Source organism: Halorientalis salina (genome assembly GCF_005049285.1).
GTDB classification, from domain to species: Archaea; Halobacteriota; Halobacteria; order Halobacteriales; family Haloarculaceae; genus Halorientalis; species Halorientalis salina.
This window is the reverse complement of sequence record NZ_SOSC01000003.1, coordinates 144,623-167,138: the sequence shown is the minus strand read 5'-3', so window position 1 is coordinate 167,138 and position 22,516 is coordinate 144,623. Positions and strand designations below refer to the sequence as shown.

23 protein-coding genes, 5 tRNA genes and 1 pseudogene are annotated in these 22,516 nt (G+C 63.8%); 17 read left to right on the top strand and 12 right to left on the bottom strand.

Annotated features, from left to right (window positions below; all coding sequences use genetic code 11):
- Window positions 1-13: 13 nt before the first annotated feature.
- Window positions 14-682 (bottom strand): hypothetical protein, encoded by a 669-nt coding sequence (locus E2481_RS07930; protein ID WP_136716597.1) that lies wholly within the window; start codon window positions 680-682, stop codon window positions 14-16.
- 133 nt (window positions 683-815) lie between these two features.
- Here E2481_RS07930 and E2481_RS07925 point away from each other — a divergent pair, with 133 nt between their 5' ends.
- Window positions 816-1,535, top strand: a complete 720-nt coding sequence (locus tag E2481_RS07925) for an MBL fold metallo-hydrolase (RefSeq protein WP_136716596.1) — start codon at window positions 816-818, stop codon at window positions 1,533-1,535.
- 170 nt (window positions 1,536-1,705) lie between these two features.
- Here the strand turns inward: E2481_RS07925 and E2481_RS07920 are convergent.
- A tRNA-Phe gene (locus E2481_RS07920) sits at window positions 1,706-1,779 on the bottom strand.
- 183 nt (window positions 1,780-1,962) lie between these two features.
- Between E2481_RS07920 and E2481_RS07915 the strand changes: the two genes are divergently transcribed.
- Complete coding sequence (locus E2481_RS07915) at window positions 1,963-2,277, top strand: hypothetical protein (RefSeq protein WP_136716595.1); 315 nt, start codon at window positions 1,963-1,965, stop codon at window positions 2,275-2,277.
- Window positions 2,278-2,361: 84 nt separating this feature from the next.
- Here E2481_RS07915 and E2481_RS07910 read toward each other — a convergent pair whose 3' ends face one another.
- Together E2481_RS07910 and E2481_RS07905 are read right to left on the bottom strand one after the other, a co-directional pair.
- The gene (locus tag E2481_RS07910; RefSeq protein WP_136716594.1) at window positions 2,362-2,712 is read right to left on the bottom strand and encodes a DUF7344 domain-containing protein; all 351 of its coding nucleotides are present in this window, start codon (window positions 2,710-2,712) and stop codon (window positions 2,362-2,364) included.
- A gap of 345 nt (window positions 2,713-3,057) precedes the next feature.
- Window positions 3,058-3,131 (bottom strand) — tRNA-Val (locus E2481_RS07905).
- Between the two features lie 84 nt (window positions 3,132-3,215).
- Between E2481_RS07905 and E2481_RS18965 the strand changes: the two genes are divergently transcribed.
- The 3 genes from E2481_RS18965 to E2481_RS07895 are packed head-to-tail and all read left to right on the top strand — an operon-like array spanning window position 3,216 to window position 6,290.
- Window positions 3,216-3,719 (top strand): DUF192 domain-containing protein, encoded by a 504-nt coding sequence (locus E2481_RS18965; protein ID WP_250137762.1) that lies wholly within the window; start codon window positions 3,216-3,218, stop codon window positions 3,717-3,719.
- A gap of 42 nt (window positions 3,720-3,761) precedes the next feature.
- Window positions 3,762-4,292: a DUF192 domain-containing protein gene (locus E2481_RS18960; protein ID WP_250137761.1), complete on the top strand. Its 531-nt coding sequence runs from the start codon at window positions 3,762-3,764 to the stop codon at window positions 4,290-4,292.
- 60 nt (window positions 4,293-4,352) lie between these two features.
- A complete protein-coding gene (locus E2481_RS07895; protein ID WP_136716593.1) occupies window positions 4,353-6,290 on the top strand; it encodes an ABC transporter ATP-binding protein in 1,938 nt (645 codons plus the stop codon).
- Here E2481_RS07895 and E2481_RS07890 read toward each other — a convergent pair whose 3' ends face one another.
- Window positions 6,291-6,497, bottom strand: coding sequence for a DUF7511 domain-containing protein (locus E2481_RS07890; RefSeq protein ID WP_136716592.1), 207 nt, complete (start codon window positions 6,495-6,497; stop codon window positions 6,291-6,293).
- A 167-nt stretch (window positions 6,498-6,664) separates the two neighbouring features.
- Here E2481_RS07890 and E2481_RS07885 point away from each other — a divergent pair, with 167 nt between their 5' ends.
- Window positions 6,665-7,414, top strand: a complete 750-nt coding sequence (locus tag E2481_RS07885; protein WP_136716591.1) for a creatininase family protein — start codon at window positions 6,665-6,667, stop codon at window positions 7,412-7,414.
- Here E2481_RS07885 and E2481_RS07880 read toward each other — a convergent pair.
- The 3 genes from E2481_RS07880 to E2481_RS07870 form a co-directional block, all read right to left on the bottom strand.
- Window positions 7,411-7,869 (bottom strand): DUF5790 family protein, encoded by a 459-nt coding sequence (locus E2481_RS07880; protein WP_136716590.1) that lies wholly within the window; start codon window positions 7,867-7,869, stop codon window positions 7,411-7,413. The two genes, E2481_RS07885 and E2481_RS07880, sit on opposite strands and share 4 nt — an antisense overlap.
- A gap of 121 nt (window positions 7,870-7,990) precedes the next feature.
- Complete coding sequence (locus tag E2481_RS07875) at window positions 7,991-9,031, bottom strand: DUF7544 domain-containing protein (RefSeq protein ID WP_136716589.1); 1,041 nt, start codon at window positions 9,029-9,031, stop codon at window positions 7,991-7,993.
- A 67-nt stretch (window positions 9,032-9,098) separates the two neighbouring features.
- Window positions 9,099-9,446: a dihydroneopterin aldolase family protein gene (locus tag E2481_RS07870; protein ID WP_136716588.1), complete on the bottom strand. Its 348-nt coding sequence runs from the start codon at window positions 9,444-9,446 to the stop codon at window positions 9,099-9,101.
- A gap of 560 nt (window positions 9,447-10,006) precedes the next feature.
- On the opposite strand from E2481_RS07870, the pseudogene E2481_RS07865 reads away from it, so the two are divergent.
- The 4 genes and pseudogenes from E2481_RS07865 to E2481_RS07850 all read left to right on the top strand — a co-directional run bounded on the left by E2481_RS07865 (window position 10,007) and on the right by E2481_RS07850 (window position 14,095).
- A pseudogene (locus E2481_RS07865) lies at window positions 10,007-11,499 on the top strand (RNA-guided endonuclease InsQ/TnpB family protein).
- Window positions 11,500-11,592: 93 nt separating this feature from the next.
- Entirely contained in the window at window positions 11,593-12,210 is a 618-nt protein-coding gene (locus E2481_RS07860) for a translation initiation factor IF-2 subunit beta (RefSeq protein ID WP_136716587.1), read from the top strand.
- A 66-nt stretch (window positions 12,211-12,276) separates the two neighbouring features.
- The gene (azf, locus tag E2481_RS07855) at window positions 12,277-13,041 is read left to right on the top strand and encodes an NAD-dependent glucose-6-phosphate dehydrogenase Azf (protein ID WP_136716586.1); all 765 of its coding nucleotides are present in this window, start codon (window positions 12,277-12,279) and stop codon (window positions 13,039-13,041) included.
- Between the two features lie 193 nt (window positions 13,042-13,234).
- A complete protein-coding gene (locus E2481_RS07850; RefSeq protein ID WP_136716585.1) occupies window positions 13,235-14,095 on the top strand; it encodes a DUF726 domain-containing protein in 861 nt (286 codons plus the stop codon).
- Here E2481_RS07850 and E2481_RS07845 read toward each other — a convergent pair.
- From E2481_RS07845 to E2481_RS07835, 3 genes are all read right to left on the bottom strand, one after another.
- A complete protein-coding gene (locus tag E2481_RS07845; protein ID WP_136716584.1) occupies window positions 14,092-14,709 on the bottom strand; it encodes a DUF309 domain-containing protein in 618 nt (205 codons plus the stop codon). The two genes, E2481_RS07850 and E2481_RS07845, sit on opposite strands and share 4 nt — an antisense overlap.
- Window positions 14,710-14,783: 74 nt before the next feature.
- Window positions 14,784-15,443, bottom strand: coding sequence for a hypothetical protein (locus tag E2481_RS07840; RefSeq protein WP_136716583.1), 660 nt, complete (start codon window positions 15,441-15,443; stop codon window positions 14,784-14,786).
- A gap of 86 nt (window positions 15,444-15,529) precedes the next feature.
- Window positions 15,530-16,171 (bottom strand): DUF7504 family protein, encoded by a 642-nt coding sequence (locus tag E2481_RS07835; RefSeq protein WP_136716582.1) that lies wholly within the window; start codon window positions 16,169-16,171, stop codon window positions 15,530-15,532.
- Between the two features lie 150 nt (window positions 16,172-16,321).
- Here E2481_RS07835 and E2481_RS07830 point away from each other — a divergent pair.
- The 4 genes from E2481_RS07830 to E2481_RS07815 all read left to right on the top strand — a co-directional run bounded on the left by E2481_RS07830 (window position 16,322) and on the right by E2481_RS07815 (window position 19,826).
- Window positions 16,322-16,394, top strand: a tRNA-Arg gene (locus E2481_RS07830).
- A 464-nt stretch (window positions 16,395-16,858) separates the two neighbouring features.
- Window positions 16,859-18,316, top strand: a complete 1,458-nt coding sequence (locus E2481_RS07825; RefSeq protein WP_136716859.1) for a single-stranded DNA binding protein — start codon at window positions 16,859-16,861, stop codon at window positions 18,314-18,316.
- Window positions 18,317-18,378: 62 nt separating this feature from the next.
- Complete coding sequence (locus tag E2481_RS19130; RefSeq protein WP_136716581.1) at window positions 18,379-18,819, top strand: histone family protein; 441 nt, start codon at window positions 18,379-18,381, stop codon at window positions 18,817-18,819.
- Window positions 18,816-19,826: a histone deacetylase family protein gene (locus tag E2481_RS07815; protein ID WP_136716580.1), complete on the top strand. Its 1,011-nt coding sequence runs from the start codon at window positions 18,816-18,818 to the stop codon at window positions 19,824-19,826. Before E2481_RS19130 ends, E2481_RS07815 begins: the two co-directional genes overlap by 4 nt.
- On the opposite strand, the gene cca is transcribed toward E2481_RS07815, so the two are convergent.
- On the bottom strand, window positions 19,805-21,169 hold the full coding sequence (gene cca / locus E2481_RS07810) for a CCA tRNA nucleotidyltransferase (RefSeq protein WP_136716579.1): 1,365 nt from the start codon (window positions 21,167-21,169) through the stop codon (window positions 19,805-19,807). The genes E2481_RS07815 and cca overlap by 22 nt on opposite strands.
- A gap of 100 nt (window positions 21,170-21,269) precedes the next feature.
- Between cca and E2481_RS07805 the strand changes: the two genes are divergently transcribed.
- From E2481_RS07805 to E2481_RS07795, 3 genes are all read left to right on the top strand, one after another.
- A tRNA-Asn gene (locus E2481_RS07805) sits at window positions 21,270-21,374 on the top strand.
- Window positions 21,375-21,537: 163 nt separating this feature from the next.
- Window positions 21,538-22,005 (top strand): homing endonuclease associated repeat-containing protein, encoded by a 468-nt coding sequence (locus E2481_RS07800; protein WP_136716578.1) that lies wholly within the window; start codon window positions 21,538-21,540, stop codon window positions 22,003-22,005.
- Between the two features lie 343 nt (window positions 22,006-22,348).
- A tRNA-Ile gene (locus E2481_RS07795) sits at window positions 22,349-22,455 on the top strand.
- The last annotated feature ends 61 nt before the right edge of the window (window positions 22,456-22,516 follow it).

Sequence of the window (22,516 nt, the reverse complement as noted above, 5' to 3'; positions counted from 1 at the left end):
CGGACGAGATGCGTCACTGCACGTGTGGTGTGATCTCCTCGTGCAGGTAGTCCAGGTAACGCCCGGAATCGAACGCAGTGGGTCGGTACACCTCCACGTACCCGCTCCGGGCGGCCGTCATCTTCACGTCGGCCCCGTCGTACGGGTAGCGGAGTCCGACCTGGTTCAGACTCGAATCGCGCAGGATGTCGTCGAGGTCGTGCGTGGTCCGGAGGTCCTCGCCGTGGAAGACGCCGTTGACGGCGTTCGCTCCCGTCCCGCTGAATCCGGTTTTCCAGGGCGTGGCCGACGCGTGACCCTCGAAGAACGCGTCGAGATCGATCGACGCGCGTTCGATCGTCGTGTCCGTCGCCGCTGCAACGAGGTCGAAGGCGAACGTCCCGTCCCCGCTGTCGACGGCCATGAACTCACCTGGGACACCGACGAACTCGGTATACGCCGTGACGGTCCGGGTGCTTTCGATGCGTTCGATATCGCCGCCGTCGATTCTCGCCGTCTCTCGGTCGACGAGGGTTTCGGCCGCAGCGCGGCCCTCGAACGCCATCTCGCCGGCTGGCGTCGAGAACACCCGGTCGATCTGCAGACTCCGTTCGAGGTCCTGTCCGTCCGCCGTGACGGTTTCCGTGACGGAATCGACTGCCGAAAACGTCCCGTCGACGATCCCGAGCACACCTGCCTTCATGTACCGCCTCCATCAGACGCAGGTAGTATAATGATTGACATTGTGTCTGTGTCCCACCCGTGCCTGAACACGGGGACGCGGCCGTACCCTCCGGAAGCCGTATCCTTACGGTCGACGGTGCCCGTGTGACTGTATGGCAACCATTCAGCTCGTTCGCCACGCGACCCTGCTCGTCTCCCTCGACGGAACGACGCTCCTGGTCGACCCGATGCTCGGTGCGCCGGGCGACATCCCACCCATCCCGAACTCGCCGAACGACCGGGAGAACCCGCTGGTCCCGCTCCCCGACGTGGACATCTCACACGATGCGGTGCTCGTCTCCCATCGGCACCGCGACCACTTCGACGACGCCGCGACCGACCGACTGGACGAGGACGTTTCGCTACTCTGTCAGCCAGAGGAGGCCGATGCCTTCCGCGAGGACGGATTCACCGATGTGCGTCCAGTCGAGGATTCGGTGACCATCGACGGCATCGAGGTTACCCGGACGCCGGCCCGCCACGGCCACGGCGACCTGGCCGAGCAGATGGGCCCCGTCTCCGGGTTCGTCCTCGATGGCGACCGAACGATCTATCTCGCCGGCGATACCGTCTGGTACGATCCAGTGGCCGAGACCATCGACCGCCACGACCCCGACGCGATCGTGGTCAACGCCGGCGCGGCGCGGTTCGTCGAGGGCGACCCCATCACGATGGACGCGGACGACGTCGCGTCGACCGCCGACGCCGCCGACTGTCCCGTCGCGGCAGTACACATGGACGCGATCAACCACTGCCTGCTGACCCGCGACGACCTGCGGGACGCTGTCACGGACGTTCTCGTCCCCGAGGACGGCGAACTGCTCACGGTTTGAGGTGTCACCAGTCGAATGTGGGGTTCGATATACCGTTGTGAGACAGGACGCCGCCCCCGGATTGTGAACCACGCCCGGAAATGCTCGCTTCGCTGCACCTTTCCGGTCTGGTTCAGAATCCGCTCGGCGTCGTTTCTGCGTCTCCTCACTTCGTTCGTCGCCGCAGAATATGCCGCCTCCCGGATTTGAACCGGGGACAGCCCGATCTTCAGTCGAGTGCTCTCCCAGTCTGAGCTAAGGCGGCCCGCGTCTGTCGCATCTCGAACGATGACGGTGGTAGAAAAAAGGATTTCGAAAGTCGCGTCACGACGAGACCTGGCCCGCGCCCACCGAAAACCGCCCGACGACAGCCCATTTGCACTCGGACGTCGAGACACGGCGGCCGAGAGAACGCAGAGCCTACGGGAACCGAGCCCGATTACGTCGTATGGGCACCGAGGGCGGGCCACCGTCGAGCGATCCATCCGAGATGAACGTGCGGGCGCTGACTGCCGGGATACACGAGCATCTCGAAGCGACCGAGCAGTTACCGCTCGACGCCAGGACGAACCGCTGGCTCGGCGAGGCCCAGGCGGTGGCGGCCGACATCGCGACCAGTGACGTCTCGACGACGGTCGCGATCGACCGCGCCGAAACAGTCGTCGACCTGCTCGAACGCGCCGGCGATATCGACGATCCCGTCGCCAGGGACCACGTCGCCACCAGTCTCACGCTCGCACGCGAACTCGTCGAGCGCGGGTAAGGCCGGACGGTTCCATCTGAAACGCCAGCGGGGACCGCTCGAAAATCGGGTGTCCCTCTCTGGGAGTCGGTCAGGGCGGCCGACTCACTGCTCTTCCTTGACGTCGAGGAACTCGAGGTACGATCGCAGTTCCGCGATGGAATCGTCGGGTTCGACGACGTTCTCCGCCGAATCGTAGGTGACCAGCCCCAACTCGTCGAGTCGCGGCAGGTGGTTGTGATGGAGTGCGGTCGCGAACTGCTCCTTGCTAGCGACGGAGTCGCATCCCCTACTCGCTTCCCGTGCCAGCTCTCGAACCCCGAACGTGCCGCAATCGGCAGTGAGCACTCGGAGCGCGGCACGCCGCTGTTCGTTACTGAGGGCGTCGAGAACGTCACCTATCGGGACCGCCTCGCGATCGGTCGTTTCTCGGGAGAGTTGGTGGGACACACTCACAGTGTACTTCCCCACCGTCTATAGTATTAAGCCGCGAATGTCGATCAGAAACTGATCCTCGATCAGTTAGTGAGGCGAACGATCCTGTATCGAGCGACAGGATAGTGGATTCGGGCGGATTCGAACCACGTGAAACTCGCTCGCTATCGCTCACTCGTTTCGCTACTCCGAATCCGCTACTCACGCTTCACGCGGCACTCACGAGTTGTTCGCGTCGCGTAGCAGTGGGTTCGGGCGGATTCGAACCGAAGGCAGACGTGCTCACTTCGTTGCGCGCGACTGCCAGGGTCCGAATCGCCCTCACTTCATCTATGCGCCGCTCGCGGAGTGCGAGCGGCAGGATAATGGGTTCGGGCGGATTCGAACCACCGACCTCGGCCTTGTAAAGGCCGCGTCATAACCGACTAGACCACGAACCCTACATCGGTAGATACCGACGCCCAAGAATAACACTTTCTCTCTCGGTCGACAGCCTTACCCTCACACCGTTCGACCGGTCGCGTATGCGTCCGAAGGTGATCACCGCACTCGTGGGCGTGTTGGTCCTCGTCCTCGCAGCCGTCGTCATCGTCCAGAGCGGTATTCTCGCCCCACCACTGGATGAGGGCGACTACGAGACCGGAAACGTCACCCTTGCGGACGCCAACGGGACGACGCTTGCTACCGTCTCGGTCCGCATCGCCGACACGCAACAGAAGCGCCGTGTCGGTCTGAGCCGGACTGCGTCCCTCGATGCCGACGAGGGAATGCTGTTCGTTCACGACCGCGAGGCGCGCCACACCTACGTGATGCGGAACATGTCGTTCCCGCTCGACATCGTCTTCGTCGCCGGAAACGGGACGATCACGCGCATCCACCACGCCGAAACCGAACCGGGGGAGCGGGGCGACGACCTCACCGGCTACACCGGTCGCGGCAAGTACGTGCTCGAAGTCCAGCGGGGGTACACCAACAGGACGGGCGTCGACGTCGGCGACACCGTCGCGGTGCCCGAGTCCGCGACCTGACCGTCCCGAACGCATTTTTCGCTCGCGGTCGCACGTGCAGTCGTGCCGTCCACTCACTCGATCCGTCTCGTCGCCCTCCTGGCTATCGCCCTCAGTGCCGGGTGCGTCGGCATCCCCGGCTCTACGTCGGCCGAGCAGTCACCCACGACTGACGCGACCGCCACGTGCCAGACACCCGACGACAACGCCACCGTGCAGCTCTGTGATCGGAACGGGACCGCGCTCGGTTCCGTCGAGGTCGACATCGCGGCCACGAACCAGGAACGCTACACCGGCCTCAGCGAAACCGAGTCGCTGGCTGCCGACGAAGGGATGTTGTTCGTCTACGAGCGCGAAGGCACGCACGACTACGTGATGCGGAACATGTCGTTCCCGCTCGATATCGTCTTCGTCGCCGCCAACGGGACGATCACGCGCATCCACCACGCCGAAACCGAACCGAACGTCTCGGGTGCCGACCTCACTCGCTATCGAGGGACCGGGCAGTACGTGCTCGAAGTCAACCGTGGCTACACGAACGAGACGGGCGTCGAAGTCGGGGACACCGTTGCGCTCTCCGACGACGTGGACTGAGGGGAACAGCAATCGGACGGAGGCGACGCGCTTTTGCGAGGTCAGGCCCTGTTACAGGTGATGGATATCGGTGCCGCGGATACCGACGACGACCCGTTCGAGGCGGCCCGCGAGCGGGCGGACAACCCGATGAAGCGGTTGTTCGCCGAGTACGGCCGTGAGAACGACCGTGCCTTCGCCGTCGGCGTGTTCGGCAGCATCGTCGCCCGGATGCTCGACCTCCTCCCGCCGGTGTTGCTCGGGCTCGCCGTCGACGCGATCCTCCGCAACGACAAGGCGTTCGGGCTGGCGCTGGTGCCCGACGGCTGGCTGCCGACGACACAGACCGGCCAACTCCTCCTGACAGTGGGCCTGATCGCCGGGGCCTTCCTCGGCGGGGCCGCGTTCCACTGGGTGCGAAACTGGGGCTGGAACGCTTTCGCCCAGCACATCCAGCACGCCATCCGGACCGACACCTACGACAAGATGCAGCGGCTCAACATGGATTTCTTCGCCGACAAGCAGACCGGCGAGATGATGTCGATCCTCTCGAACGACGTCAACCGGCTGGAGAACTTCCTCAACGACGGGATGAACTCCGCGTTCCGCCTGTCGGTCATGGTGCTGGGCATCGCTGGCATCCTCCTGTGGATCAACTGGCAACTCGCCGTCGTCGCCCTGGTTCCGGTGCCGCTCATCGCCTACTTCACCGTTCGGTTCATCAAGACCATCCAGCCCAAGTACGCCGAGGTCCGGGCCTCGGTCGGCAAAGTCAATTCCCGACTGGAGAACAATCTGGGGGGCATTCAGGTCATCAAGAGCGCCAACACCGAACGCTACGAGTCCGACCGCGTCGAGGACGTCTCCCGGGACTACTTCGATGCCAACTGGGACGCCATCGGGACCCGCATCAAGTTCTTCCCCGGCCTGCGCGTCATCGCCGGCATCGGCTTCGTCCTCACCTTCGCCGTCGGCGGCTACTGGGTGCTGATATTCGAGCAGACCGGCAGTGCGCCCTGGATCTTCACCGAACCGCTCTACACCGGCGAGTTCGTCACGTTCATCCTCCTGACCCAGCGGTTCATCTGGCCGATGGCCCAGTTCGGGCAGATCATCAACATGTACCAGCGCGCCCGCGCGTCGGCCGAGCGCATCTTCGGCCTGATGGACACGCCCGCCCGCATCGCGGAGAACCCCGACGCCGAACCACTCGACGTCGAAGACGGCCGCGTCGAGTACGAAGACGTCTCTTTCGGCTACGACGACGAGCCCATCCTGGAAGACGTCTCGTTTACCGTCGAGGGCGGCGAGACGTTCGCGCTCGTCGGTCCCACAGGTGCCGGGAAATCCACAGTTCTCAAACTGCTGCTTCGGATGTACGATGTCGACGAGGGGGAGATCCGGGTCGACGGCCAGGACCTGCGGGACGCGACGATTCGGAGTCTCCGCCAGACCATCGGCTACGTCAGCCAGGAGACGTTCCTCTTCTACGGCACCGTCGCCGAGAACATCGCCTACGGCACCTTCGACGCGACCCGTGAGGAGATCGTCGAGGCCGCGAAACTGGCGGAGGCCCACGAGTTCATCGAGACGCTCCCCGATGGCTACGACACGGAGGTCGGCGAGCGCGGGGTCAAACTCTCGGGCGGCCAGCGCCAGCGCATCGCCATCGCCCGCGCCATCCTCAAAGACCCCGAGATCCTCATCCTCGACGAAGCCACGAGCGACGTCGACACCGAGACGGAGATGCTCATCCAGCGCTCGCTCGACCGCCTGAGCGAGGACCGCACCACCTTCGCCATCGCCCACCGGCTCTCGACGGTCAAGGACGCAGACCAGATCGTCGTCCTCGAAGACGGGGCGATCGCCGAACGGGGTACCCACGAGGAACTGCTCGGCGAAAACGGTCTCTACGCAAACCTCTGGGCCGTCCAGGCCGGCGAGATCGACGAACTCCCCCAGGAGTTCATCGAGCGCGCGACCCAGCGGCGCGCCCAGACCGACGCCGACGACGACTGATCACCGCCAGTCGTCGAGCGAGACGTAGGCGCCCTCCTGGGCGGTCATCCAGGTCGTCACGATCCGCTCGTCGGATGCGTCGGCCGGATACAGTGTCAGTTCGTCCGGCCCGTCCGCGTGGGGGACCAGGACGCTTTCGAGACGGTGGTCGCCGGCCCCGTGTTCGTCCGGTTCCTGCCTCCTGTCGTGGGCTCCGGAGTGCGACATTGTTCTCTCACCTCGACTACGCCACACGCGGTGACGTCTCAGTTCGGGCTTCCGCCGGACCACACAAAATACCGGCAACCGATTCCCACCACACTGGAACGACCGCAAGCTGTTCTCAGGGAGTGGGAACCGCGGACTGTTATGGCAATCGCCCCCGAGACGCCAGTATGCACCTCGCCGAGGCCACCTGGACCGACGCCGCCGACGTGGACACGGACCTGGCGGTCCTCCCGGTCGGCAGCACCGAACAGCACGGTCCCCACGCGCCCCTGGGGACCGACTTCCTCACCGCCGACGCCATCGCCGGGGCCGGAGCCGACGAACACGAATCCCGGACAGACCAGCCGGTCGTCGTCGCGCCACCGATCACGATCGGTATCGCCGAGGAACACCGGCAGTTCACCGGGACGCTGTGGGTGAGCGAGGACACCTTCCGGGACTACGTCCGTGAAACGATCGAAAGCCTGGCCAGCCACGGCTGGCATAAGATTGTAGTCGTCAACGGCCACGGTGGGAACACCGCTGCGCTCCGCGAACTCTGTGGCCAGGTCACTCGTCATACCGACGCCTACGCCGTCTCGTTCACCTGGTTCGATGCGGTGGACCCCGACGACATCGACATGGGCCACGGCGGCCCGCTCGAAACGAGCGTCCTCCAGCATCTCCATCCCGACCTCGTCGACGAGGACCGACTCGACGAGGCGGGCGAAGGCGCTGCCGAGGGCTGGGGCGAGTTCCAGAGCGGGACGAACCTCGCCTACGACTCGGCGGAGTTCAGCGAGAACGGTGCCGTCGGCGATCCGAGCGACGGAAGCAAAGCGCTGGGGGAGACGATATTCGACGAGGCGGTTGGGGCACTGGCTGCGCTACTCGACCGCGTCGCAGCCCGCGATCGCGGCCTGCCTGAGCACCGCTAGTCGGCCGCCTCTGCTTCTTCTGCTTCGGCGTCCGCGTCGGCCTCGGCATCGCTCTCCGCGGCGGCCTCGTGTGCGTCGTCGAGTGCACCGCGGAGTTCCGGAATCGTGCTCGCCAGATCGCTGACCTGCTCGTGGGCGTCCTCGATGTCCTCGAAGACGGCGTCGAGGGACTCGATCTGTGCTTTCAGGTCCTCGGCGTCCTCGAAGGCGTCGGCGCGTTCGCCCATCGTGTACCACTTCTTGGCGTCGGTCAGGTGGTCCGCGGCGTCCTCGGTGTCCAGCGCCGAGCGGAGGCCGTTGAGCACGCCCAGGGTGTTGTCCGCGTCGACGTCCCAGATGGTGTCGCCCTCCGGGAGGGACTCGCGGGCCGCTGCCAGCGATTCCTCGACGTCTTCGCGCATTTCCGATGCCGCCTCGTCGAACAGGTCGTCGTCGTCCAGTGTCGTCTGACCCATGCCCGACGCTTCAACGCGTGAGGGTATAAATACCTGCCCGAAAGTGAAAGTGTAATCGACGGCGGGCGAGGGGGTGGTTATTTACCCCGTACTCGAACCGAGGGGTTTCGGCACTTGCCGGTCAGTCCCGGATGTCGGCCCGGAGATCGCCGATCACGTCGAAGGCCTCGTTGCTGTCGCCGAGGACCAGCAGCGAGTACAGGCGCAGGAACGTCTGGAGCGGGACCTGAATCAGGGCCAGGAGCGCGACGACGAGCAGGACGTACAGGACGACGAGGGCGGCGAGAGCGACACCGACTGCCAGCGACAGGTGTCCGCTGACAGCGACGACGATGCCACCGACGATGAGGAAGGGGATCGCCAGCGCGATGGCACCCGCGCCCATCGCAGTCGCGGTAAGGATACCGACGGCGATGGTGAGGATGAATGCCATGAGGACGTACACCCCGTACTGTTTCAACTGGCCGCGGAGGGTGGGCCAGAACCGCCGCCAGCTGTCGATGACCGAACGGTCCTCTGCCAGCATGATCGGGACCACGAAGGCGGTGGTGAGCCCGTTGACCAGCGAGACGAGCGCGAAGGTAATCAGCATGACAGGGACCAAGACGACGATCGCGCCGACGATCTGGGCGGCTCCCGGGTCGGTCGGGATCCCACCGAACGCGGCGAGGGCGACGGCGGCCCCCACGAGCGCGACGACGAGGAGGCCGAGGACGGAGACGCCCAATCGGAAGCCAAACAGTCGCAGCCCCGACCGCCAGTAGCGGCCGAAGTAGCGCCTGACGTGGACCGCATCACGGTGGAGCGACTCGACGAAGACGAACTCCATGACGGCCCCGATGAACCCCAGTAGTAGGGAAAGCAGGATCGCCACGGCGACGAGCGCGCCCACGAGCAGCCAGACGTTTTCAGCGGTAATCGGTCCCGGTAGCTCGGACGGGAGCGTACTCGGGTCGAAGTCGCCCTCGGTGGCGGGGGCGTCGCCACCACCGAAATCGACTGACCCGGTACCGAAGTTCGCGGGGAACTGCATCCCGAGTCCGCCGCCGACGAACAGGACCACGAGCGCGAGTCGGAGCCAGCGCGAGCGGTCGACCGGCAGGAGGTACTCCTTCGTCGCTTCGATGGCGTCGCCGATGTCGTCGACGGCGTAGAGGGTCATGTTCGACGGTTCAGGAGCGAGACATATATACACCCACTCGGAGTTTCACGTTCGGAAGTCGAGGCTGTCAGGCGTCCACGTCCGCGACACGCATCATGGGATAGCCGTCCTCCATCTCCATCCGGGCCAGCACGTCGACGTCATCGTAGTCGATTCGGATCTCGACGTCGAGGAACTGGCCGGTGAGTTCGGTGTACTCGGCCGCGCCGTCGTCGATGGCGGCCGCGAGTTCGTCGGTCAGTATCTCGACGGAGACCGACTCACAGTGTGGCTGGTTCTCGATGGACTCCTCGATGGCGCGGGCGAGCGAGTCGGCGCTGTCGGGACTGACGGGCGTGCCCGCGAACTGGTGATAGAGCGAGCCGAACTTGATGCCGGCCTCGAAGCAGGCGGTCTGGGCGTCGGTCGGATCCATGACACGAGAATGTGGCCGGGGCGAAAAGTCCCTTGGGGATGGGCGTGAAATACCTTGGCGTGGCGGATTCCTACCTGTGACTGCGAGAGAGTTTCCCATTCCCGTGAGGGCCAAGTGTTCTGACGCTCTGTCGGAATCGAGGGCCGAAGTGGCGTTGACGAGAGCGAAGCTCTCATTCGCATCTCTCAGGAGCTGCCGCTCCTGCGGACTTCTTGAAAAGTGAAGTTTTTCAATGGGCAGGGAATCTACACATTCCCTTCGACGTCAGAAATCCCCGGTTTCCGAGACACCAGTAATCGGAGATTTCTGGGGACGTTGACGAGACGCGAAGCGTCTCGTTCGCACACCAGAACGCGGAGCGTTCTGGGGACGTTCCCAGAATCCGCCGGATTCTGGCTGCCCGACAGACGCAGTCTGGCGAACGGGTGTGGATCGCGTCCGCTCCAGTGAAAACCCCCCCGTTACTGCTGGTCGTGAGTTTCTACCACTCGCCGCGAGTTCTACTTTCACTGTGGTTAGCTGTACTTTATTACAAGACGGATTGGATGTAACAGTGGGCCATGAAGCGTACCAACACGTTCGCCGTGCGACCACTCTCAAATACCGGAGAGCAACTGCTACGGGACCTGTTGGACGCTTCTGCCGCGCTCTGGAACCAAGTCACGTACCAGCGCCTCATGCGGTACTGAGCGGAGCAAAGCTCCGCGATGTACGCAAATCTACGATTTGCTTGACAACGACGAGGACGGCTTTGAGGGTGAGGACGTGTGGGACACCGATACAGGCCGACTCGAAGGCAAGTACAAGGGCGTGCTTGGTGCGTCCACTGCCCAACAGGTGATACGCAAAAACAGTGAAGCGTGGCGCGGGTTCTTCCGCCTGAAGGACCAGTACCACGATGAGTCGAATACGTCAGTCACGGAACATCCGGAACCGCCGGGCTTCCGTGGTCTTGGAAATCTCCGATTTCCAATGGTCGGCGAATCGTAGATTCGCCTCGACAACAAAGACGATGGACGCCAACTCAAAGGCGTCATTCGCAACGACGCATACACCGTCGAATGGGGCGAGCGCTCCCGGCTTGAGATACTGATCGGGAGCGAGTTGAAAGATAGATACGACCACACCGGGCGTCTCCGGCTTGAAATCGCTGGCGACCCGAACTGGCCCAACTACGAGAAGCAGGGCCGGTTGGACCTGTGGTACGACGAGACTGATAGCACGTTCAGGGCTTCGCAACCCGTGACTGTTCCTGATAATGCACGGGGCACTCCACTGGCCGCAGAGACGGCCGTCACCAGAAATCGGAGATTTCTGGTTGCCCATCAGACGCAGTCTGATGACCGCTCTGGACATTGGTGCGAACACTCTCGTCGCCTGTACCACCACGACCGGCGAGCAATACCTGTACGAAGGTCGGGACCTGTTCAACCGTTTCCGTGAGACGACACGAGAAATCGCCAGGTTACAGTCGAAACTCGAAGACTGGCGATACAGTAGCGAACGTATCCGGCGATTATATCGGAAACGGACCCGACGCCGCGACCACGCCCAAGAGGCACTGTGTCGTGACCTGCTGGAAAGACTGTACGAGGACGGCGTGGATACAGTGTATATTGGCGGCTTGATCGACGTGTTGGACACGCACTGGTCGGTCGAAACCAACGCCAAGACCCACAATTTCTGGTCATTCAGGAAATTCACCGAGCGCCTGGTTTGTACCGCCGAGGAATACGGTATCTCGGTGGAAGTCCGGTCGGAAGCATGGACCAGCCAGGAGTGCCCGCAATGTGGTTCGAGAGACCGAACGACCCGGCATCAGGACACACTCACCTGTCCGTGTGGGTTCGAGGGAAATGCCGACCTCACAGCCTCAGAAACGTTCCTCAAACGGCACACAGAACAGGCAGTCAGGCCGATGGCACGGCCAGTGCGGTTCGAGTGGGACGACCACGACTGGTCGGAGTCACCACACTCTCACCGTCCCAAAGAACAGCGCACAGACCCGAGTACCGTCCACCACAACGGGAATGTTGCCTTCGGGGACTCGTAGACCGGCTGAGACTCCCACGGAGGAAACCGCGCTCTTTAGGGCGCGGAGGATGTCGTACGGAAGCCCTATACGGGCTGACCGACTCCTGACGGTATGGACTACGAAGCCACACTCGACCGAGCGTACGAGGAACTCCCCGAACGCTCGGCCAGCCAGAAACGGCTCCAGATCCCGGACCCGGCCGTCCAGGAGGACGGTGCGTTTACGCGCCTGACGAACCTCAAGGCTATCGCCGACGCGCTCTCGCGCGAGGCCGAACACGTCCACCGGTTCGTCCAGCGGGAGTTCGGGACCAACGGCTCGTTCGACGACGACCGCAGCCGCTACAACGGTTCCTTCGACGAGGGCGATTTCGAGGCGGCCCTCGACCACTACGCCGAGGAGTACGTCGTCTGTTCGGAATGTGGCCTGCCGGACACGAAACTCACCACCGAGGACCGCACGCAGATGCTGCGCTGTGAGGCCTGTGGTGCCTTCCGCCCGGTCGAGAAACGCGCCGGCAGCAGTAGCAAGTCATCGTCGACGACGGCCACGCTCGAAGAGGGCGAGACCTACCAGGTCAAGATCACCGGCATGGGCCGGAAAGGCGACGGCGTCGCCGAGAAAGGCAAGTACCGCATCTTCGTCCCCGGCACCAGCGAGGGCGACGAACTCCAGGTCTACATCGACAACATCAGCGGCACGCTGGCCTTTGCACGACCGGTCCAGTAGTATTACCACGCCGACAGGACGCGAATCGTATCTTACTTACTGACGCCGCGGTTCAGAGTTACCTGAATGGACGACCCGGTTTTGCTCACGGGGGCGGGCGGTAACGTCGGCGAGGCCATCCTCGGTGGCATCGGCGAGCGGTACGACTGGCGGCTCATGTTTCACAGCCCACCGCAGGAGGAACCCGACCACGAGTACCTCGTCGGCGACGTCACCGACGACGAGAAAGTCCAGGCGGCAGTCGACGGCGTCGGGGCCGTCATCCACCTGGCTGGCGACCCGCGCCCCTCCGCACCGTGGAAGAGCGTGCTCTCGAACAACATCGACGGCACCCAGAAGATGTACGAGGCGGCCATCGAGAACGGCGTCGAGAAGTTCGTCTACGCCTCCTCGAACCACGCCGTCGGTGCCTACGAGACCGACGAGCGCACCCCCGAGATGTACCGCCAGCACGACGAATACCGCCTCGACGGGACGGAACTCCCGCGCCCCGGCAACCTCTACGGCGTCTCGAAGGCCACCGGCGAAGTTCTCGGCCGGTACTACCACGACGAACACGGCATCTCCGTCTGTAACGTTCGCATCGGCAACCTGACCCAGGGACACCCGCCGATCGACTACGAACGCGGCCAGGCGATGTGGCTCTCCTACCGGGACTGCGCCCACCTCCACGCGCGCACGATCGAAGCCGACTACGACTTCGAGATCGTCTACGGAATCTCAGACAACGACCGCAAGTACTACTCCATCGAGCGGGCCAAGGAGGCCCTGGGGTACGAACCGATGGACAACTCCGCCGAATGGGACGGCGACGAGAAGGTCGACGACTGAAACCTGCCTCGTCCGACGACCGTCGTTTCTGCCACCGGCTCCGAGACGACGTACCGACGGTATTTGTCGGTTTCAGACTATATTTCTCTATACCTATTACTTAATATAATGGTGTTCTTTACTTATAATTATATATAAATGGCCGCCTATTACCGGCATAATAAGTCTACATGCGGGTTGGATACACGAGAGTATGTCTCGCAAGGGGAATGCAGGCGACAGTGGAGACGGGGAGCGAACGGTCGACCGACGTGACGTACTGCAGGGGGCGGCCACTGGGGCAGTCGCGCTGACGGGCGTCACGGCCTTCAGCGGGAGCGCCTCGGCGGGGACCTGTCTGAAGCTGAACGCGAGCGACGCGCCGGACGGGTTCCCGATGATCGAGGACGGGTCGACGAGCGGGGACTTCCCGTGGGGGACGGACGAACTCCTGGTCTTCGTCCACGGTTGGCAGGAGGAACTGAGTGGCGACGCGACGGGGCAGGCCTACACGTGCAAGATGGCGCTCGACGAGACGAGCTACGGCGGCGACGTGGTGGGCTTCAAATATCCGTCAAACAACCCCTGGTGGTGGTCGGCCAAGGACACCGCCGAGGAACACGGGCGGGAACTGGCCGACTGGCTCCGGGACTACATGAGCGACCATCCAGGGACGACCGTCCGCCTGGTCTGTCACTCGCTGGGCGCGCGGGCGTCGCTGGCCTGTCTCGACGAACTCCAATCGACGGGCGACAGCGTCACCTCGCTCTCGCTGCTCGGGGCGGCCGTCGACGGCGACTCGATCACCGAGGGCTGGTGGAGCGACGGCGAGTTCTACGACGCCGTCGCGAACGGCGCCGAGCAGGTCGACAACTTCCACAGCGGGAGCGACGCCGTTCTGGAGTACATCTACAGCATCGGCGAGTTCGGCTCTCAGGCGCTCGGTGACGACGGTGCCGACGGGACGGCACCGGGTGACTACGACGACGTCGACGTGACTGATTCGGTGGCCGACCACTGCGAGTACTTCCAGCCCGGCAACGGCTGTATGGATCAGGTCGTCGATCAGTTCTAGTCGAACAACCCATCGACGTCCGCTTCTCGCTGTGCTCGCCGGTCGACGTGTTCGGCAAGCCGCTGGAAGACGATTCCTCGATTCTCGGCGTCCCTGGCGAAGTCGAGCACGAAAGTAACGAACTCGCTCGTCCCCCGGCCGGCGTCGAGATCGGCCCTCGCGTATCGCACCGCACGTTCGACGACCGTTTCGTCGTAGCCACGCGCTTCGGCGTACACTTCGGCGGCGACGGCCGCCGCCTCGAAGGACAGATCTGACAGCCCGACTATTGTTCCCTCGTGTGAAACAGGCGGCGGCGACCGACGCTCGATCACCTCTGGGTCGGCGTCGAGCAGCGCTAGGTACGACCGAACGGGGGTGAGGTCGACACCGCGATACTCGTCGCCGAGGCCCTCGAGGTAGCCGAGCGCGCTGTCGGTCAGCCCGGTCGCGCCCGTCCAGTTCCGGTCGGTGGCGTGGTGGACGGCCGCGGTGAACTGGATGAGCCCGTGCAGGAACCGCTCGTCGTCGGTGCCACGCTCCAGGTCGAGCCAGCGGTCCTCCCAGGCGTCGTGTGCGGCGTGGAAATCGCCCGCGTTGTAGATCGCCAGGCCGGCCCGGAGGTGTGGCTCCATACCCCGTCGCTTTGCCTGCCGTCGCCAAAGGGGTTGTGTCGGCCAGTGGTCGACCGTCCCCGGGCCTCGGTGGACTAGTCGGCCGTTTCGGTAACCTGTTTGCTGGTGCTGGCGCTGGCGGAGGAACCCCCGTGGGCGGCGCTGGCACCGAAACCGCTGCCGTGACTCACCGACGCTTCGGACGGCACCTCGTCCTCGAAGGTGAAGGTGGCTTCGTACTCGATGTCGACCTGACACTGGCCTGCGGACATGTCGCTGTCCTCGCAGTCCTCCCGGTCGACGGCTTCGACAGTCGCCGTCAGCTTGTCCTCGTCTTCATCGTGTTCGACCGACGTCAGTTGGGCGCGTTTACAGAGATCGCTCCCGCTGATGATGCCATCGAGGACGATCTCCCCGGCGTCGTCGTCGAAGGAGATGTCGACGTCGTCTTCGCCCTCGCCGCACTCGGGACTGCGAGAGCTAAAGGAGAAGTCGACGCCGTTCATGCGACCGCCGCTACTCCAGCCGACCTCGCTTTCGGCTCCTTCGCTGCCGGTCGAACCGTCGGCGATGTCGGTTGCCTCAGTTCCCTGCGAGTCGGTGCCGTTGGTCCCCGGTTGGCTCCCGGGATCGTCTGTGTCTGTTTGCGAATCGGTCGGTTCCTCGGTCCCGCGCTCACCGGTCTGGGTACAGCCGGCGAACGCCGAGAGGGCGGTTGCGGAGGCGGTGACTTTCAGGAGTCTGCGTCGTCGCATGGGTACACCATCGTCCCCGTATAAAAAGGAACTACCGTAGAGTCAAACGAGCCTTTGAGCCTGCGAACTCGCCGCGACGGTCGCCGTCAGCGCGTCTCGACGGACCACTCGCCGGTCTCGTCGACGTCGACGACGGCGTCGAACAGCCCCTTGATCGTCGCCAGCGTCTGCTCGTCGTGGGCCTCCGGGTCGATGTGGTAGTGTCCGATACCGTTGGCGGACTTGACCCTGCCCGTGACGACGTGGAGGAACCGGAAGGCGCGTTTGAGGTCGGCGTACTGCAGGAGCGCGGTCAGCGAGTCGAAACAGAGCCGCGGGCGGTCGACTGCGTCGGTCTCGTGGGCCTGTTCGAGGAACTTACTGAGTTCGATCCCCAGCCCGGTCAGGTCCGACGCGTTCTCGATGCTCTCGACGGTCCAGCGGTCCGCGGTCTCGGGCGCTGACTCGGACGCCGCGTCGAGGTCGCTCAGGTCGCCGACACCGATGACCATCCCGTGTGCGGGCGCGGTCCCGGTCGCGTCTTCCCACCCACCGATCCACTCGGCGGGTGACTGCCTGTAGGTAATGCCGAGTACCGTTGCACTCGGTGGGTCCTCGCCGGCCAGGAGATCCGTACAGACGCCGCTCGTGGACCGCCCGAACGACGGCTCCAGGACGAGGATGTTCGCCGCCCCGCGCAATCGCTCCGATGGAGGGGTCGTATCGCGATTTGCGACCGGCTCGGCCATACGTCTGATCCGTCTCGACCTGATATAATAATGCTGATTTCGACAAGAAATTAACCAATAGTCGGCAACCGAACCTGGGTATCGGTACGTACCCACACGCGGTCGCCGAATCGTAACCCCTTTATCTGCAACCGCGAAACGAAGAGATGAGTCCTGATAGGGTAGTGGACTATCCTCTTGGCTTGCGGAGCCAGGGACCGGAGTTCAAATCTCCGTCAGGACGTTTCTGCCGCGAACAACTCGGCGAGCGACGCGTTTGTCGCTCGCCTCCGTGAGCGGCGAAACGGTCACGGAGATTTGAGCAGGGAACGGGAGCGACTGAGTTCAAATCTCCGGCAGAGCTTGGTCTACCGTGCCACCGCTCGTTTCACTCGCGGGGACTCCGTCAGGACGCTTCTGCCGCGAACCGCTCCCAACTCAGCCACAGCAATCCACACACCTCCCCAACCGACTGCGCTTCTGGCTCTCTCACGTTGTTCGCTCGCTCCGATGCTCATCTCTCGCACGTGCTCGTCGCGCGACAGCGCGCGCCTCGCAGAAACGTCCGGGCCGTATATTTAAATCAGAGAGCGCATCAGCCTCGGGTATGACCGACGGGCGACGAGCGGCGGAATCGACGGACGGCGGCGGGTCCAAGGAGCGACGGCAACGCTTAAGCGGAGCGCAACCTTCCACATGCACAGACAGATGGGTGCGATAGAGGACATCTACGCGGACGTGGAGGCCGACGTTTCCGAGGAGGAGTTCCGCGAGGCCGTCGAGCAGAAGGTAGAGCAGATGGGCGGGCTCGCCGACACGGAGACGGCGGCGATGCTCATCGCACACGAACTCTCCGAGGGCGAGGTCAACGCGATCGCCGACATCGAGCCGGGCATGGAAGAGGTCAAGTTCATCGGGAAGGTGATGAGCGTCGGCGAACTCCGGACCTTCGAGCGCGACGGTGAGGACGAGGACGGCCGGGTCATCAACGTCGACGTCGCCGACGAGACGGCGTCGATCACCCTCTCATTCTGGGACGAACAGGCCGTGAGCATCGACGAGGGACAACTCGAAGTCGGCCAGGTGCTCCGCATCGCGGGCCGACCCAAAGACGGCTACAACGGGCTGGAGGTCAGCGTCGACAAGGCCGAACCCGACGACGAGGAGGAGATCGACGTCCAGCCGGGGGGGACGACGGCCATCGAGAGCCTCACGCTGGGTCAGTCCGACGTGAACGTCAGGGGACTCGTCCTCGATACCGAGGGTGTCCGGACGTTCGACCGCGACGACGGCTCCGAGGGGAAGGTCGCGAACCTCGCCATCGGCGACGAAACCGGCCGGATTCGAGTGACGCTGTGGGACGAACGCACGGCGCGGGCCGAGGAACTGGACCCCGGCGTCGCCGTGGAAGTCGTCGACGGCTACGTCCGCGAACGCGAGGGCGATCTGGAACTGCACGTGGGCGACCGCGGTGCCGTCGACGAGGTCGAGGACACCGTCGAGTTCACGCCCGAAACCGCGCCCATCGACGCGATCGAGATCGGCCAGTCGGTCGATATCGGCGGCGTGATTCGGTCGACGGACCCGAAACGGACGTTCGACCGCGACGACGGCTCCGAGGGGCAGGTCCGGAACGTCCGCGTCCAGGACGAAACCGGCGACATCCGCGTCGCGCTGTGGGGCGACAAGGCCGACAAGGACGTTCAACCGGGCGACGAGGTGTTCCTGGCTGACGTCGAGATCGAGGACGGCTGGCAGGACGACCTGGAGGCCTCCGCGAACTGGCGGTCGACGGTCGTCGTGCTCGAGGACGGTGCGACGGACACTGCCGGTGCTGGTGGGGCAACCGGCGACAGCGACGGGACAGCGACGGGAGAGCAGGCGGACACGGGACTCGACGCCTTCGCCGACGGTGACGGTGGGAGTGCCGGTGGAGCCGACGGTAGCGGGGCAACGGCAGCGGCGGCGGCGACACAGACGGACTCGGCGGAGGCCGAAGTCGTCGAGTTCACGGGGACGGTCGTCCAGACGGGCCAGCCCGTCGTACTGGACGACGGGGAGGAGACGATGAGCGTCGAGACCGACGCCACCCTGCAGTTAGGGCAGGAAGTCACGGCACGCGGGCCGGTTGCGGACGGGCGGCTTGACGCCGACGACGTCTTCTAGGCGGAGCGGTCGCCTACGGACTCACGGAAAGTCTTAAGAGCGCGACCGCCCCGGTATGGCGTATGAGCGTCGAGCTGCCGGTCGCCCCGGTCGACACGGTCATTCGACGGAACGCTGGGTCCCTTCGGGTGAGTGCTGAAGCCGCCGAGGAGTTGGCTCGCCGGATCCAATCTCGGGGCGCGAGCCTCGCCATCGACGCCGCCGAGGCGGCGACGGCGGACGGCCGGAAGACGCTGATGGCGTCGGATTTCGGCGTGCCAGCGACCCCGGACAAGAACACGCTCGAACTTCCCATCGCACCCATCGACCGCATCGCTCGACTCGACATCGACGACAGCTATCGCGTGTCCATGGACGCGCGCATCGCGCTCGCGGACATTCTGGAGGACTACGCGGACGACATCGCGGCGGCCGCGGCCAGGCTCGCCCACCACGCCGGACGACGGACGATCAAAGCCGAGGACATCGAGGCGTACTTCGAGCTCGCCCAATACTTCGAATGAAATTCGGCTATCACGAGGACTGTCTCGAACACACGACGGGGTATCGACACCCCGAAAGTGCCGACAGGCTGCGAGCGATCCGTCAGGCCCTGACGAAGAAACACGGCGTCGAGTACGTCGCGGCCGATCCGGCCTCGGACGCCGCCGTCCGAAGCGTTCACACGGACGAGTACGTCGACTCCGTCAAGGAGTTCTGTGCTGACGGGGGCGGCGACTGGGACTCCGACACCGTCGCTGTCGAGGCGACGTGGGACGCCGCGCTAGCCGCCGCCGGCCAGGCGATCTGGACGGCCGAACGTGCCCTCGCCGGTGACGACGGCCGACAGACGCCCTTCTCGATCGGCCGCCCGCCGGGCCATCACGCAGTGGCCGACGACGCCATGGGCTTTTGTTTCATCAACAACGCGGCGGTCGCCGCACGCCAGGCTATCGACGACGCATCGGCCGACCGCGTCGCGATCTTCGACTGGGACGTCCACCACGGCAACGGGATTCAGGACATCTTCTACACCGACGCCGACGTGTTCTACGCCTCCATCCACGAGGAAGGGCTCTATCCCGGCAGCGGCGACGTCGAAGAGACCGGCGAGGGTGACGCCGAGGGAACGACGCTGAACCTTCCCCTGCCCGCGGGCTGTGGCGACGCGGAGTACCTGGCGGCCATCGACGACCTCATCGCACCGGCGTTCCGTGAGTTCGGTCCGGACCTGGTCCTCGTGAGTGCGGGCTTCGACGCCCACCGACACGACCCCATCTCACGGATGCGCGTCTCGACGGAGGGGTACGGGGCGATGACCGACCGGTTCCGCACGCTCGCCGACGACATCGACGCCGGTCTGGGCTTCGTCCTTGAGGGCGGCTACGGGCTCGACACCCTGGCCGAGAGCGTCAGCATGGTCCACGACGTGTTCGACGGACGCGAGCCGATGGAACCCGACGACGAACCACAGGACCGAGCGACCGAGGTGTTCGACGCGTTGGAAGATCAGGGCTTCGGCGAGACGTAACGCGCGAGTTCGCCCCCGAACGCGGGGCAGAGTGCCGTGATATCGTCACCGACCAGTACCTCGTACCCGTCGCCGAGCGCCGTCTCGACGTGTGCGCCCAGTGCCACGTCGAAGAGCGCGTCGCTTTCGAGGAATTCTCGGGCGGTCGTGAACGCCCGCTCGCGCTCGACGACGTAGCGGTCGCCGTCGACGAACGGCCCGTAGGCCTCCGTATCGGCGTACTTCTCGAAAAAGCCGGTCGCGTGGTCGCGGACGTGAACCGGCGGTCCCTCGTGGCGTTCGACCCGCGGTCGCTCGGTGACGGCGAGTTCGGCGAACAGCACGGCCTCGTCGGCCGACTCGATGTCGGCGAACGCCTCCGCGCGGAACACGTCGAACCCACGTCGGTCGAGTTCGCCCGTGACGCCGTCGAGGGACTTTTCAAGTTGGGGCCACAGCTGGTCTTCGACGATGTCGGGCGTCTCGAACCGGATCGCGACCGGCGTCGTCCCCCTGTCCTGCAGGGCCGTGCGGACCCCGTCGGGGGACAACGGATCGGGGTCGTCGGGTTCGAACAGGTCTTCCCGAGGGTCGGCCAGCAGATCCCGGGCGTAGTGTTGGAGTCGGGCCACGTTGGCCGGCGAGAGCGCGGCGGCGACGTTGCGTTCGGGGTCCGTCGGGTCGATGACGACCAGCGGGTCCGAAAAGGACTGGACCCCGTGGTCTTCCGGGTCGAGTTCGACCGGTGGGTGCCAGTCCGCGGCGGCGTCGACGAACGCACGGAAGCCACCGTATTCGAGGACGAGCAACTCGGTGAGATAGCCCGAGAACCCGCGTGTTTTCAGGTCACTCCCGTAGACGCCGATCCCTTTCAGGAACGCCTTGCAGACGCGGACCTCGCCGGCGACGTCGTCGGTTAGCCGCGTTTCGAGGTACTCGGTGTGGAACGGCGTGCGGTCGACGGCTGACTGGATCGCTGTCGCGTCCTCGACGTCGTAGCAGGGAACCAGATCGACGGCGAACCCCTCGAACTCTCCCACCGTGTAGGGGTGTTCGGCGTACTCCTGGTGCCCCTCGGGCAGGACCTCGCGGCCGATGTCGAGGCCGTACGTCTCCAGTTGCTCGCGGTCGAGGTCGGCGGGAAACCGGACGAACATGTCGACGTCGCGGTCGCCGGCCAGCCAGGTCCCGCGGGCGGTACTGCCGACCAGAAGCACGTCGCCGTCGACGGGGAGAGCATCGACTGCGGTCTCGGTGCGCTCGACGAGTCGGTCGGTCGCCTCGCGGAGTCTCGCTCGTTCCTCGTCGTCGGGCGTGACGCGCTCGCGGACGCGATCGACGACGGCTGCGAACTCGTCGCTCATACGCGTCGGTTTCCGGTGACCGCGTGAAAGCGTGTCGATGCGCGTCGAAAACGAAAGCCCTTTCAAATCACCTGAGCTATCGTGGAATGCAGACAAACGGGCCGCCGTAGCTCAGTTGGTAGAGCACCACGCTGTTACGGTGAATAGGAATCCCCTGTTCGCCGCAGATACGTGGTTGTCCCAGGTTCGAACCCTGGCGGTGGCGTGACTTTTACTGAGAAACTTTCGGCTATGGTTTGTTCTATCATTTGACCATATCTAATCAATCGGTAGCTGATAGCATAGGGTATTCACGTAAGCCTGCAGATCACACTGTCAATGGGGCTACTGTTCCGAGGTTTAAACGAGATAGCCAGGGTAACTGGACTATGGGCGAGTTTCACGGTAATCAGCATACGGGATACGATCTCGGAGACTACACCTACTCAGATCTAATTGCTGACACACAAGCCCTTGCTGAAAAACTCGAAAAATCTCCGACAACACGTGAGGCTCAACAAGCGGACAGCCTCCCGTCCTTGGCGACCCTATATTCAATGGCTGGTGATGACGGTTGGCTTGGAGTTCTGGAGGACGCGGGTCTGAGCGAGGGGAAATTGCAAGTCCACAAGTACGGCCCCGAAGATAAACCAGAAATTTGCAGGGATATGCGTCGTGTCGTCAACAAACTACCATCTGACCGTCTTACAACCCGTGCGTATAGAAGGCACGGCGAGTATGCAACAAGCACGGTGAAGGTACTATTCGATTCGTGGAAACAGGCATGTAACGCTGCCGGGATCAGCCCCGGAAAGAAACATGGACACGATTGTGAAGGCCCAACTGGAGAGAATTAGATAGCAAACTCGAACTGAAGGTTGCTCGGTTTCTGTATGACCACAATATAAACTATACGGTCCATCCAGAAATAGAGGGAACGCCTTGGACGAGCGATTTCCTATTGTCTGACATCCCCCTCTGGATAGAGGTAGATGGGTATCTTCCAGGCTCACGTCCAAACGCAAAAAATTTCGAAGAGAAGCTGGAATATATAGATAAACAAAATATGGACTTCCTGGTAATCAGCGATACTGACGAACTTCAAAGTGAATTGAGATCTAGCGGTTTGCTATAGAAAATTTGGGAGATGAGTGCAATCCCGATAGCCTAAAGAACCCAGATAATAGATCCGGTAAATAAGGGCCCTTAGCTTAGTCTGGTGAGAGCACCCGGCTCATATCAACTGCTGACTCGCGTCAGTGTTGTGGGACACCGGGCGGTCGGTGGTTCAAATCCGCCAGGGCCCATGGAAGAACATTCATATTTTCAAATCGCCAGCTAGCGACGTTGCCAGCATATTTCTTTTCC

Excerpts from the sequence above, each read along its gene's own strand:
- E2481_RS07835 (WP_136716582.1), bottom strand. The coding sequence starts at position 16,171 with ATGGCCGAGCCGGTCGCAAATCGCGATACGACCCCTCCATCGGAGCGA.
- E2481_RS19130 (WP_136716581.1), top strand. The coding sequence starts at position 18,379 with ATGAGCGTCGAGCTGCCGGTCGCCCCGGTCGACACGGTCATTCGACGG.
- E2481_RS07885 (WP_136716591.1), top strand. The coding sequence starts at position 6,665 with ATGCACCTCGCCGAGGCCACCTGGACCGACGCCGCCGACGTGGACACG.
- E2481_RS07925 (WP_136716596.1), top strand. The coding sequence starts at position 816 with ATGGCAACCATTCAGCTCGTTCGCCACGCGACCCTGCTCGTCTCCCTC.
- E2481_RS07930 (WP_136716597.1), bottom strand. The coding sequence starts at position 682 with ATGAAGGCAGGTGTGCTCGGGATCGTCGACGGGACGTTTTCGGCAGTC.
- E2481_RS07840 (WP_136716583.1), bottom strand. The coding sequence starts at position 15,443 with ATGCGACGACGCAGACTCCTGAAAGTCACCGCCTCCGCAACCGCCCTC.
- E2481_RS07850 (WP_136716585.1), top strand. The coding sequence starts at position 13,235 with ATGTCTCGCAAGGGGAATGCAGGCGACAGTGGAGACGGGGAGCGAACG.
- cca (WP_136716579.1), bottom strand. The coding sequence starts at position 21,169 with ATGAGCGACGAGTTCGCAGCCGTCGTCGATCGCGTCCGCGAGCGCGTC.
- E2481_RS07915 (WP_136716595.1), top strand. The coding sequence starts at position 1,963 with ATGGGCACCGAGGGCGGGCCACCGTCGAGCGATCCATCCGAGATGAAC.
- E2481_RS07845 (WP_136716584.1), bottom strand. The coding sequence starts at position 14,709 with ATGGAGCCACACCTCCGGGCCGGCCTGGCGATCTACAACGCGGGCGAT.
- E2481_RS07880 (WP_136716590.1), bottom strand. The coding sequence starts at position 7,869 with ATGGGTCAGACGACACTGGACGACGACGACCTGTTCGACGAGGCGGCA.
- azf (WP_136716586.1), top strand. The coding sequence starts at position 12,277 with ATGGACGACCCGGTTTTGCTCACGGGGGCGGGCGGTAACGTCGGCGAG.
- E2481_RS07815 (WP_136716580.1), top strand. The coding sequence starts at position 18,816 with ATGAAATTCGGCTATCACGAGGACTGTCTCGAACACACGACGGGGTAT.
- E2481_RS07860 (WP_136716587.1), top strand. The coding sequence starts at position 11,593 with ATGGACTACGAAGCCACACTCGACCGAGCGTACGAGGAACTCCCCGAA.
- E2481_RS18965 (WP_250137762.1), top strand. The coding sequence starts at position 3,216 with ATGCGTCCGAAGGTGATCACCGCACTCGTGGGCGTGTTGGTCCTCGTC.
- E2481_RS07800 (WP_136716578.1), top strand. The coding sequence starts at position 21,538 with ATGGGCGAGTTTCACGGTAATCAGCATACGGGATACGATCTCGGAGAC.
- E2481_RS07895 (WP_136716593.1), top strand. The coding sequence starts at position 4,353 with ATGGATATCGGTGCCGCGGATACCGACGACGACCCGTTCGAGGCGGCC.
- E2481_RS07875 (WP_136716589.1), bottom strand. The coding sequence starts at position 9,031 with ATGACCCTCTACGCCGTCGACGACATCGGCGACGCCATCGAAGCGACG.
- E2481_RS07870 (WP_136716588.1), bottom strand. The coding sequence starts at position 9,446 with ATGGATCCGACCGACGCCCAGACCGCCTGCTTCGAGGCCGGCATCAAG.
- E2481_RS07825 (WP_136716859.1), top strand. The coding sequence starts at position 16,859 with ATGGGTGCGATAGAGGACATCTACGCGGACGTGGAGGCCGACGTTTCC.
- E2481_RS07890 (WP_136716592.1), bottom strand. The coding sequence starts at position 6,497 with ATGTCGCACTCCGGAGCCCACGACAGGAGGCAGGAACCGGACGAACAC.